Genomic DNA, 12862 nt, shown 5'->3' on the forward strand with positions numbered 1-12862 from the left:
GATGAAAAGAAATCGCAATATAATCCTACTATTATTGTTAGCATGTGCGCAGATGATTATGGCACAACATGTGTTGACAGGTACGGTGATGGATAAAGTTTTTAATGAACCCTTGGTGGGAGCCAACGTATATGTTGCAAATGCATCTAATCGTTCTTTAGGTGGTAGCATTGCCGATGTAAATGGTAATTACCGTTTGTCGATACCTGATCAAAAAGATCTGTCTATTGTATTCTCTTTTATTGGTTATAAAACACAAACCATAAAATATACGGGTCAGAAAGTGATTAATGTCACGTTAGACGAAGAAGGTATGGCGTTAGAAACTGTGGAGGTGACTGCTAAAAAAATAGAGCGGAATTCTATGGGACAATCTGCCAGAGAGATGATTTCTGCTACTCAGAAACTTACTCTTGGTAGTTTGGAAACCGCACCGGTGACTTCTGTAACAGAAGCTTTACAAGGTGCTATGGCTAATGTGGATATTCTTACAGGCGCTGATCCTGGTTCCGGAAGTTCAATTCGTATTCGCGGTACAGCTTCTTTAAATGCTTCCAATGAACCTTTGTTCGTTGTAGATGGTGTACCTTTACCTGTTGATATTTCAGATGATTTTAGTTTTGCTTCTGCAAATTCTGATGATTATGGGTCTCTGTTGAATATTTCTCCGGCTGATATTGAATCTATTGAAGTTTTAAAAGATGCGGCGGCTACAGCTGTTTGGGGATCAAAAGGTGCCAATGGCGTTTTGATCATAAAGACAAAGAGAGGTAGCAAAGGACGTTTGCAGTTTAATTTTAATACAAAGTATGAATTCAGTAAGGAACGCTCCGGAATCCCTATGCTGAATGCTAACCAGTATATATCTATGATTCAGGATGCTGTTTATAATACTGTGTCTGATTTGGGGTCGAGCGCAGCCAAATCTCAGGAGTACCTTAAGCTGCTTTATAATACGAAAGAAATTGGGTTTGATCCAGACTGGCAGTATTTTGATGAATATAATCAAAATACGAACTGGCTGGATGAAATTACCCAGACTGGTTTTATTTCTGATAATTCTTTTTCTGTGTCGGGTGGGGGTGACAAAGCGAATTATCGTTTATCACTTGGGTATCTGAATCAGGAGGGTACTACAATAGGTACGGGTTATGAACGTTTTAATGCGTCGTTCAATACAGATTATCGCTTTTCAGATAAACTTGATATTGCATTGCAATACAGTTTCACACGTGGAGTTACGGATGCCAATTACGTAGATGATACAGATGAATTGAAGAAAGCTTCGATTCGTGGACACGCTTTAACTAAGATGCCTAATATGAGTCCTTATGTGATCGGAGCAAATGGACAACGTACGGGTGAGTATTTTACTCCATATGAATCGTTTGGTATGACCTTTTCAAATGATAAGGTATACAACCCCGTAGCAATGGCAAATGAGGCACAGAACAGAACGATTGCTACAAATAGTCGTATGACTTTCGTTCTTCATGCTAAACCTTTTAAAAGTTTAGACTATTTTGGTACAGTTGGTTTTAACGGACAGTTCACAAAAATAAATCGTTTCCTTCCGCAAAGCGTAACAGGGGTTGCTTATGAGCATGAATCATCTGCTTTGAATTATGACATTGGTAAAGACCTTCTTTATTTGACTACGGAAAATCGTCTGGTTTATAATCAGTCTATTAATGATAATCATAAATTGTTACTTAGTGGTATTTTTCAGACATCGGATCAGACAACGAGTACATATAGTAGCCGATCCGCTAATACAGCTTCTTCTGGTATAACTTCTCCCATTGCAGGTTCTACTACAGCTAAAGGAGGTTCTGGAAAAACGATTAATAGAGATATGGGCTTAACTCTTAACGGGCAGTATATCTTTAAAGAGAAATATATGTTTAATGCGGGATACCGTTGGGAAGCAAGTTCGGCAATGGATGCCAGTGGACGGTGGGGTGGATTTCCCACATTTGGTGTAGCGTGGCATTTAGGTGATGAGGAGTTTATCCAAAGATTAGGATTTATCTCATTAATAAAACTGCGTTATAGCTGGGGACAATCGGGTAATGCACCTACCGGAACATCACCTTATATCGGTAAATTTTCGGCAGTCACACCTGGTTATGGAGATATGAGTGCCGTGAAGCCGGAAAGTCCGGATTTGACACATTTAAAATATGAAACGATCACTTCAAATAATATTGGAGTAGATGTAGGGCTTTTTTCGGATAGAATAACTTTTGCTGTAGAGCTATATACGAAGGTAACAGATGATATGTTGCAAAAGAAAATTAAAGTACCCAGTTCAACAGGTCTGTCTACTGTAGCCTGGTATAACTCTGGTAAAATGGAGAATAGAGGTTGGGAATTTAATATTGATGTAGCTGCTGTTCGTACAAAAGACTGGGGGCTCAATTTTGGATTCAATATCTCACAAAATAAGAATAAAGTTTTGGAACTCCCCGAAAATCAAAGTGATGAAACTTACACTTTCGGTAATAAAAAATATGCATATCGTGTGCTAATGGGCGATCCTTTAGGTTCATTCTATGGATATCGTTATAAAGGTGTGTATCAAAATGTAGAGGAAACTTATGCGGTTGATAAAACAGGACAACAGATCATGGATATAAATGGGGCACCGGTAGTTGTAAAGAATGGTGATCAAAAAGTATATCCAGGTGATGCTAAATATGAAGATGTCAACGGTGATGGGGTAATTGATGAAAACGATATCGTTTATCTGGGCAATAGTAATCCTACGTTGACTGGTGGTTTGAATTTTACACTTCGTTATAAGAAGTTGAGTTTAGTAGCAGCACTTCATGGACGTGCTGGTCAGAAAGTAATCAATGAGTCACGCATTAATATGGAAAATATGTATGGTAAAAACAACCAGAGCGTAGCTGTATTACGTCGTTGGCGTAGTGAAGGAGATAATACTGATATTCCACGTGCATTATATGATAAAGGATACAATTATTTGGGGTCCGATCGCTTTGTGGAGGATGCTTCTTTTCTTCGTTTGAAGACTATTACTTTAAAATATCAGTTCCCTGAAAATTGGATGAAGCCGTTAGGTATTAATAAGCTTGAAATTTATGCAACGGGTTATGACCTTTTTGTCTGGACGAAATATACCGGACAAGATCCGGAAATAAATCTGAAGAATCCGGATGGTTCTGCAGCCCAGGTAGCTATTGATAGTAATAATACTCCGAAAGCTATGCGTTTTGCATTTGGTTTGAATTTGAGATTCTAATTCACAAAAGAAGGAAATGAAAAAGATAAGTTATTATATTTTGCTACTTCTAACCACGTTATCCCAAATATCGTGTGAAGATTATCTGACTGTGTTACCGGAAAATAACCAGAGTAGCTTTGAATATTGGGAAACCAAAGAAGAAGTGGAAGCGGTTCTTGCTTCTGGGTATATTAATTTGAGAAGCTCGGTAGAAACCTTCCTGCTTTGGGGAGAAGGTAGGGGGAATGGGCTCTCTTTTTGGTCTACTTCTGGTTCAGATTTACAGAAAGCAGCGGTGAAGTTGCGTGCTTTCGATATTTTGCCTACAAATGGATTGGCTGATTGGAGTAAACCTTATGCAGCCATTGCTATGGCTAATGCAGTTATTAAATACGCACCGGATGTAGTTGATAAAGATCCGTCTTTCGATATGAATATGTGCCGTTCGTTTATGGCAGAGGCTTTCTTTCAGCGGACGCTTGCTTACTTTTACATCGTTCGTACATTTAAAGATGCTCCTTTTGTTACGGAGCCGTATGTAGATGATAGTGCTCCTTATATTATGCCAAAGGAGGATGGTATTACTATTTTAAAATTATGTATAGCTGATTTGGAAGAATATTTACCTAATGCAAAGGAGTTTTTTCCTGAAGTAGATAATGATAATCCTATCAATACGAAAGGACGTGCCACACGCTGGGGGATTCATGCTCTGCTTGCTGATATGTATCTTTGGTTAGGTGACTATGAAAATAGTATAAAGCATTGTAACTCAGTAATTAATTCCGGACGTGTAGGACTGATTGGTAATGGATTTTTGAATTATTATCCGGGAAATAGTAATGAGGGAATTTTTGAAATACAATATAGCAATCCGAAGAGTCAAACGAATAGTTTCCTGACTTGGTTTAAAGCAGGTACTGACGGATATTACAAAGCTTCCGATTATATGACTAATCTTTTTGAACAAAACGAGAGTGAATCTCGTGGATTGAATTATTCATATAATGAGGCTGGTTATATTTGGAAGTATCTTGGGGTAGATAATGCTACGGCACGTGTTGCCTCAGAAAATGATCAGAATTATTTGATTTATCGTTTAGCTGATGTCTATTTAATGAAAGCAGAAGCACTGATCATGCAAGATAATTATGAAATGGCGGGCGAGCTTATAGATAAAACTCGTCAACGTGCAGGCTTGGAAAAGATGACACTAAGTGAAGACAGATTAATCATGTTGGAATATTTATTGGTGGAGCGGCAGAAAGAGTTCTTTGCTGAAGGTAAAAACTGGTTTGATATGTTACGTATCGGTTTAAGAAGCCAACAGTTATCAGATGTACGGTATAAAAACTTATTCATAGAACAAGCTCTGAAAGCTGTGGCTGCCACGTCGCAATCATTGGGACGAGCTACGTTGTCCAACGAAGGGTCATGGTATATGCCGTTCTCAGAGTCTGAGTTACAGAAAAACCCATTGTTAGTACAAAGTGAATATTATGAAAGTATCAGTAATTAAAAAAAAGAAGGACAATATGAAACGCGTAGTAATTCTATTAGCGGCGGCATTTACTCTTATGTGGGGGGCTTGTTCCGACCCGTATGCCGATCAGGTGTTCAAAGATACAGATAAAATGCCCGCTGCCAGTTTTATGGAAGCTAATGAGGATGTATATTCCTTATGGGTGGATTTATTGAAGTATACCGGACTGTTTAATACAGTGAATCTGAATATGGATTATACTTGCTTTGTACCTGATAATGAAGCGATGCACAAATATCTTCAGGCAAAAGGAAAAAGTTCAGTACGGGAGTTGGATATGGAGGAAGCTTCTAACCTGGTTCGTTATCATACGATAGCTTCTAAACAATACACAACTTCGGATTTTCCTGATGGTATGTTTCCGGATTCTACAGCAAGTGGAGATTATTTAAGTCTGGAAATGCGTGAAGGTGGGTTTCAGGCATTCTATATTAATGATGAAGCACGTATTAAGGAGTTGAATATTACAGCTACCAATGCAGTGATTCATCTTTTGGAAAGTGTTTTAACGCCTGTGACAGGTACTATTGTTGATAATCTGGATGAGAATTATACTTTAATGCTTGATTTACTTAATAAAACAGGTTATGAGAAGCTATTGAGTAGTATTTATATGAATGGTGTAAAATACCGTTACACTCTTTTTGCTGTACCGGATGATGTGTTTGCCGAAGCCGGTATAAATAGTGTAGCATCGTTGGCTGTTTATTTGGGTGAAACTAATAATGATTATACTGATCCGGCTAATAAGGTAAATCGATATGTAGGTTATCATATTGCAAATTCTGCTTATTCATTTGCCGATATGAATACTGATATAGATAATAATACATCGAAAAATGTTTCCATGATGGCATCTAATACTCTTATCAGTATGAGATTGGTAAATGAGATGTTTTTTCTGAACTATAATGAAGAAACTAAGAAAGGTATCAGTGTCACTCGAAAAAATCTGAATTGTAAGAATGGAGTCATTCATGTGGTAGATGGGATGATGGAAATAACAGAACCGAAAGCAACTAAAGTCACTTGGGATTTGACCGATTATCCGGAGTTGGCAGGTGTATGTGAGAAGTATCAGTTAGAAAATCAGTCTAAAACATACACTCGTAGTCTGGCATATGATATATTGAACTGTTATAAACTTTCTGGTGGATATGGTAGTGACTACACTTATCATTTGGCTAATAAGAATGAGGTGATGTATAAAGCTTCGAATCACGATTGTATGTTTCTGAATCTCGGAAAATATGGGTGGATACAGATGGAAAGTCCGATGATCATTGCCGGTAAATATAAAATGTCTTTAGTACATTACAATCAGGCTCTCAAGACTAAGGAGGGGCGGTGGTCAGTTATTGTTGACGGTGAATATGTGGGAGTACAGGTTACTACCTGGGGAAATAGTACTTCCAAAAGTGAGATGATTACCACAACCATAGGAGAGGTGGAGTTCACAGAATCGATACCTCATACAGTACGTTTTATGGCGGGTGATGATTATTACTCTTATTTGGATTGCTTGATATTTGAACCAATTAATTAAAAGGAGGAATTATGAATAAGTATATCTTATCTATATGTGCATTGCTAACCCTGATTTTTATTTCTTGTTCGGATAAATGGGATGAATATTATCATGGGAGTAATAAATTATCAGAAGAAATTTTGGATGAGACTTTGAGGGAGTTTTTTGACGGAAATCCTGAATATAGTGAATTTTACAATCAACTTAAAGCATGTGGTCTTGATAAAGAGCTAACTAAGGAGCAACAACAACTTACTTTTTGGGTAGTAGATAATGCTGCAATGATTGCTTCGGGAATTGACTCTAAGGACACTCTAAGAATGGAGTATCATATTAATTATTTGCCTTTTCTGCAGAGTGATTTGAAAAATGGTTTGCGTATTCCTACACTGAATGGGGTGTATCTTCAAATAACCAAACAGGGGGAAGATACCTACGTTAATAAGTCTAAAGTACAACGCTCCTATCGTTTGAAGAACGGGGTTGTTCATGTGATTGACGAATTAATGAAATCAAAAATTAATATGTTCGATTACATAAAGAATCTTCCGGATGAGTATTCTATATTTCGTGATTCTGTTATGAAGAATAATGAAATGCGTTTCGATAAAGTAAACTCTATTCCTACTGGGGTAGATATAACTGGTAATACAGTGTATGACTCTGTCTTCTATGTGTATAATCCGCTGTTTGAGAAAGCGGAGTTCAATTCGGAATTTAAACAGTTTACTCTTTTCTTACCGGATAACAATGTGATGAAGGGCTGCTTCGATAAATTGGAGGTACAATATAAGGCCATGGGAAAAACATTGACAGCCTTGGATTCGGCTACAGCTATGACGTGGATTAAAGAAGCTGCATTTTATAGCGGAGAATTGAAAGATTTTAGTACCGTAGATATAAAATCTTCTTTTAATAGAATTTGGCGTACTACGGTTCAAAAAATAGATGAAAGCAGTCAGGAAGAGTTGAGTAATGGTATTATGTATAAAATGACGGATGTGAAGATACCAACTAACTATATTCTGACACGCATTAAGTCGTTAGTGCATTATTATGAATATCTTACGGAAGAAGAACAGAAATCGTATTATAGCTTTATGAATACGACCAAGATTGCTATTTTTGAAGATTCTGCTACTCCCAAACCAGAAATTCTGTCAAACTATTATATTTTGGATTTAAATGGCGATGAAGACGCTTCTCCTTTTTGGGTTGAGTTTCCTCCATTGGAACGGTATAGAGAAAAAGAAAATGATCCTTATAAAGCGAGGGTGATGCAGGTTCCTTGTGGTGAATATGATCTATACATGGGATTTCATAGTAGTGGACACCCGTATGTCAATGTCTATTTTGATGGTAATACCGATGGGAAAAGTCCTTCATTGGATGCTAATATGAAATTGATAGGTTCTAATCTCTCTGTCGTTTCATCTAATCCGTGGAATTTTGATCGTGTAAATGAGACAACTGCTGATTTGTATGGAGATAAAGTGGTGAAATGGGATGGACTTGGTGGTCCGGTTGGCACTGTAAAAATAGAAGGTGAAGGTATGAGTTCCTTCCGTATCCGTGTGGAATTTTACAAAGGAGACAGTAAGAAATTGCGCATTTACCATTGGGCTTTGAAGCCTTCGGCAAACAATTATTAATCCTATAGCATTAGAATAATGAATAAATATAAAATAATATTGATAATATTTCTTTCTACCTTTTGCTTTATGAGTTTGAAAGCACAAAAAGGTGGAGTGAAAATCTCGGGTACAGTGGTCAGTTCCTATGATAATCAGCCTTTATCCGATGCGGTGATTACATTATCGGGTATGGATGAGACGGTTACTTGTGATAGTATCGGGCGATTTGTAGTTAATAATGTGTCTGCTAAAGCTACTATATCCGTATGGTGTCCGGGGTTTTATACGAAAGAAGAGCCTGTAGCAGGACGTACGGAACTACATATTGTGTTGATACCGGACGATATGAAAGGGTACACCGATAAAGTTACGTTACCCTCTGTGGGCTTGGTGAGACAAGATGTGAAACAAACCAATCTTACGTCGGTTAGTAAAAATGAACTTAATTTAGCTCTAACAGATGTAGAACAAGGATTTCGTAACATCCCCGGAATAGAACTCATTTCAAAAGGGGGACAGAATAGTGAAGGAAACTATTTCAAGTTACGGGGGGCTAATACGATGATAGCCAACTCTTCTCCATTGATTGTAATAAATGGTATACCTTATATGCCCGATATGAACGAATCTGGGGTTATTGGCGGATACTCTAAGAATATTTTCAGTGTAGTGAACGTACAGGATATTGAGAATATTACAGTTTTGAAAGGGGCAGATGCAGCTTTATATGGCTCGTTGGGATCAAATGGGGTTATTATGATCGAAACAGATAAAGCTGCGAATCTTGATACAAAAGTCGAATTTATAGGGCAATACGGGCTTTCATGGAACAGTGCTACACTACCGGTTTTAGGAGTAAACGATTACAAGAGTCTGATGGGGAATATAGCTTTGACAAAATATGAAGATATGTCTGATGCATTGGCGGCTTTTCCTTTTTTAAAAGAAGATCCGGATTATTATTACAATTATCTCTATAATAATAATACTGATTGGCAAGATTTGATTTATCGGAATGCTTTTGTCACTGATAATGTGTTAAAAATCAAAGGTGGTGATGCGATCGCTAAATATGATTTCTCTATCGGTGTGAAGAATAAGCAAGGAGTGGTTGAGGAGACAAACTCGACCAAATATTATGCCCGTATGAATGCCGATGTGAATCTTAGTAAAAACGTGAAATTATTTTCGACGATTTCATTCGGTTATACAAACAGCCGTGTGGCAGAACAGGGAATGATATCAGAAACGAATCCGATATTGACTGCTTTGCGTAAGGGGCCTTTGTTCTCTCCTTATAATAAAGACAGTAAGAATAATCTGTTACCGGATTTTGCCTCCATTCGTGATGCTGATGGCAACCTGATAGAGAATAATAGTGTAAGCAATCCGCTTTCTGTAGTCAATGATGTAGAAATGAAACAGCACGCTTATGATGTCTTGATGAATGCTGGTTTATTATATACCATAAATGATAATTGGAACTTTAAAGCCGATTTTGGTTTAAATTATAATTTGACACAAGAAGATGCTTTTGTTCCGGGGGTAAGTATTACTACTATTATGCCGTTAGAAAATCGGTTGGCAGAGAATACGATACGTTCAGCGGAAGGAACGACTTTAAATACTTATTATGCTCTTGAGCTGGGCTATCAGAAAGTACTTGCAAGTATACATACAGTTTCTGCAACGGCAGGTGCTCAAATTGCAATGAATAGTATTGATTATAATGCCGGTTCGGGATGGAATACAGCAAATGACTATTATAAAACATTGAATAATGTGCAGACCATCGGACGTTCATATTATGGTTATATAAATAAATGGAACTGGATGAATTATCATGTTTCTGCTAAGTATAATTATAATCATCAGTTGTTTGCAGGTATTAATTTCTCAGCTGACGGTTCGTCATCTGTAGGTACCGAAGCTTCTCGTATACAGATTTATCCGGCTGTAAATGTAGCATGGAGTGTGAGTAATTCATTATTAAAAAATATGCCACAACTGGATAATCTGAATGTACGTGCTGAATATGTCATGACCGGAAATAGCCGTTTTGCTTCTACTATCGGAGAATACTACTATCTGAACCGTGTGTTCAAGGGATTGTCAGGGTTGGTACGTGCGGGAGTCCCCAATACGAAAATCACTCCGGAGTTAACCAATACATTCAATGTCGGTTTGGATCTTGCCATGTTCAATAATCGCGTGATGTTGACTGTAGACTACTTCAATAGTAAAAGTTCGGATTTGATTATGCCGGTAGAGATTTCGTCTGTATATGGTTCGAATTATATGTATCGTAATATGGGAAAAGTTGTGAATCAAGGTTTTGAAATTGGGGCACAAATAGGATTAATACAGAATCGTGATTTTAAATGGTATATAGGCGGAACACTTTCTACTTGCAAAAATGAAGTGAAATCATTGGGAGGGGAAAGTGAGATTGTTCTTTCTATGAGTGACGGTTCGGCTGTGATTTCCAAGGTTGGCCAACCTTTGTATTCTTTTTATGGGTATCAGACAGCTGGTGTATTTGCTACTGATGCTGCGGCAGAAACAGCAGGAAAGGACGGAAAGGCATTGACTAATGCGATTGGTGTACCTTTCGCTGCGGGCGATATGCACTTTGTAGATCAGAATAATGATGGAAAAATAGATAAGGATGATCGTGTTAATTTAGGAAGTCCACTTCCCGATTTTTATGGTAGTTTCTTTACTTCTGTGGAATATAAGGGAATACAACTGTCACTCACATTCGGCTATAGTAAGGGTAATAAAATGTACAATGCTGTAAGGCGTTCTATGGAGTCTATGTCCGATTTTTCTAATCAGTTGACTTCCGTTAACCGTCGTTGGATGGCCGAAGGTCAGATCACCGATATGCCTCGTGCTGTTTATGATGATCCTATGGAAAATAGTCGTTTCTCTGATCGCTGGATTGAAGATGCTTCTTATTTAAAATTAAAAGAACTGATGGTAAGCTATAAATTTAAATTGTTTGGTGGTACTACCGTGTTTGCTGCTGCTGAAAACCTGTTTACAGCTACCGACTATCTCGGATTAGATCCCGAAACAATGTATTCTTATGATAGCTCGATACGTGGTTTTGATTATGGAAAGGTAGCCAATCCGCGTACAGTAAAATTAGGTTTTAAGGTTCAATTCTAAATTATATAAAGGTAAGTTATGAAAAAAAGAATATATTTTTTGGCATTATTGTTTCCTTTGTTGACGGGTTGTGATGATTTTTTTACGCCGAACACTGATGATATATTGCTGGAAAAAGACTATATAGGAACTTCTTATGAGCTATATACAGGTTACATGGGATTGGCTGCTTGTGTACAAGATGTAGTGGACCAAGCCATATTTTTGGAAGGATTGAGAGGGGACTTGTTGGAACCTACTACCAATGCTTCAATAGATATGTGGGATGTTTATAATTACAAAGATTTGCAAACTCCGTTTACTGATAATGAATTGGCAGATCCCAAAGGATTTTACGCTCTTATCATGAATAGTAATGATTATTTGAAGCATGTGTTTGAATACAGAGAGCTGTATCCGACAGTATTGTCCGATAGTGATTATAAAGGTATTATTGGTGGTGCATTACGATATAAAGCATGGGCTTATCTGATGCTTGCCAAGATATATGGTGAAGCCGTTTATCTGGACGATCCTTTGGCTACTTATCAGGACTTGTCACAATATCCCGTACTAAAATTCGATCAGTTGATAGATAAGTGTATCAGTTTGGTTGAAAATGGGATGAATGGTATTAATGGTAAGGGAGACATACGTTGGTCTACTGTGTTGTACCCGGGGCAGGGTGACTCCCCTGAATCTTTAGAGTGGAATCGTATTTGCCCTACTCCCGAATGTTTGTTAGCTGAGCTTTATTTGTATAAAACAAAGAAGGAAAACTCTGCAGACGAAAATGCCGTTTATTATCAGAAAGTATGGGACAACTGTGTTAGTATTATTCGTACCGGTGGAGAGCAAGAAGCAAGTTTTACACTTAACAAATCGAAGTACGAGGGTTCCTGGAGCCAATTGTTCTCAACAACAACTTATAATCGGCAGGATCATATTTCTGTAGCTTTCTATGATTATAGTAAAAAACAAACGAATCGGGTAATTGAGTACTTCTCTAATACTTATCCAAATAAATATTATTTGCGTCCGGCTGCGACATCTGTAACCCGGTGGGAAATAAGTGGTGCCAATGATCAGAAAAATAGAGGAATTAATAAATCCTATAAAGAAAGTACGGAAGGACTGATCTTTTATAAATTCCTGGGAGCTCATACTACCAGTGATTATATTTATCGTAATGATGTGCCTTTATGTTATTACAAAGCTGCTGATATTCATTTGTGGCTGGCAGAGGCCTGTGCCGGATTGGGACGCTATCGTGAAGCATTACAGTTCCTTAATGGTCAGTCTTCTGCCCGACAGAATTTCGGTTCGCTCTATAATAAAGCTACTAATACATTTTCACCCCCGTTCTCTGACTATCCTGTTTGCCTGTATCAATGTGTAGGCAAAGAGAGCCAGTTGAACTGTCAGGGAGTTCGTGGACGTATTGCGGCTCCGGCTTTGGGTGAATGGATTTTAGGTGAAGACGAAGAAACCAACGAGGTGATCGTTGAACCGGAGTATGCCCATTGGATGGTAGATTCATTACTGGTTGAAGAGTCAAGGTTAGAGTCTGCCGGTGAAGCACGTACTTACTATACGATGTTGCGTTCGGCAAGGCGCTGGGGGGATAAGGCGCGTAAGATATGGGCAGATAAAATCGCTGAAAAGTATGTCACTGCTACTTCTGTGGGTAGTAATTTAGAGACTTCTGATGAGAACTGGTTTATTAAATATGATTTGAAGCTGAATAAGTAATC

6 protein-coding genes are annotated in these 12862 nt (G+C 37.9%); all 6 read left to right on the plus strand.

Annotated features, from left to right (window positions below; genetic code table 11):
- Nucleotide 1: 1 nt before the first annotated feature.
- The gene (locus K8P02_RS21045; protein WP_002559064.1) at nt 2-3268 is read left to right on the plus strand and encodes a SusC/RagA family TonB-linked outer membrane protein; all 3267 of its coding nucleotides are present in this window, start codon (nt 2-4) and stop codon (nt 3266-3268) included.
- Nucleotides 3269-3284: 16 nt separating this feature from the next.
- Nucleotides 3285-4769 (plus strand): RagB/SusD family nutrient uptake outer membrane protein, encoded by a 1485-nt coding sequence (locus tag K8P02_RS21050; RefSeq protein ID WP_002559065.1) that lies wholly within the window; start codon nt 3285-3287, stop codon nt 4767-4769.
- Between the two features lie 16 nt (nt 4770-4785).
- Nucleotides 4786-6339, plus strand: coding sequence for a fasciclin domain-containing protein (locus tag K8P02_RS21055; RefSeq protein WP_025866764.1), 1554 nt, complete (start codon nt 4786-4788; stop codon nt 6337-6339).
- 11 nt (nt 6340-6350) lie between these two features.
- On the plus strand, nt 6351-7973 hold the full coding sequence (locus tag K8P02_RS21060) for a fasciclin domain-containing protein (protein ID WP_002559067.1): 1623 nt from the start codon (nt 6351-6353) through the stop codon (nt 7971-7973).
- Between the two features lie 69 nt (nt 7974-8042).
- Nucleotides 8043-11129 carry a SusC/RagA family TonB-linked outer membrane protein gene (locus K8P02_RS21065; RefSeq protein WP_052353085.1) on the plus strand — a complete coding sequence of 1029 codons (3087 nt, stop codon included), beginning with the start codon at nt 8043-8045 and terminating at the stop codon, nt 11127-11129.
- 18 nt (nt 11130-11147) lie between these two features.
- The gene (locus K8P02_RS21070) at nt 11148-12860 is read left to right on the plus strand and encodes a RagB/SusD family nutrient uptake outer membrane protein (RefSeq protein ID WP_002559069.1); all 1713 of its coding nucleotides are present in this window, start codon (nt 11148-11150) and stop codon (nt 12858-12860) included.
- The last annotated feature ends 2 nt before the right edge of the window (nt 12861-12862 follow it).

Origin of the sequence: Bacteroides nordii (assembly GCF_019930665.1) — a bacterium.
GTDB lineage: Bacteria > Bacteroidota > Bacteroidia > Bacteroidales > Bacteroidaceae > Bacteroides > Bacteroides nordii.

Coding starts and splice junctions, on each gene's coding strand:
- K8P02_RS21070 (WP_002559069.1), top strand. CDS start 11,148: ATGAAAAAAAGAATATATTTTTTGGCATTATTGTTTCCTTTGTTGACG.
- K8P02_RS21050 (WP_002559065.1), top strand. CDS start 3,285: ATGAAAAAGATAAGTTATTATATTTTGCTACTTCTAACCACGTTATCC.
- K8P02_RS21065 (WP_052353085.1), top strand. CDS start 8,043: ATGAGTTTGAAAGCACAAAAAGGTGGAGTGAAAATCTCGGGTACAGTG.
- K8P02_RS21055 (WP_025866764.1), top strand. CDS start 4,786: ATGAAACGCGTAGTAATTCTATTAGCGGCGGCATTTACTCTTATGTGG.
- K8P02_RS21045 (WP_002559064.1), top strand. CDS start 2: ATGAAAAGAAATCGCAATATAATCCTACTATTATTGTTAGCATGTGCG.
- K8P02_RS21060 (WP_002559067.1), top strand. CDS start 6,351: ATGAATAAGTATATCTTATCTATATGTGCATTGCTAACCCTGATTTTT.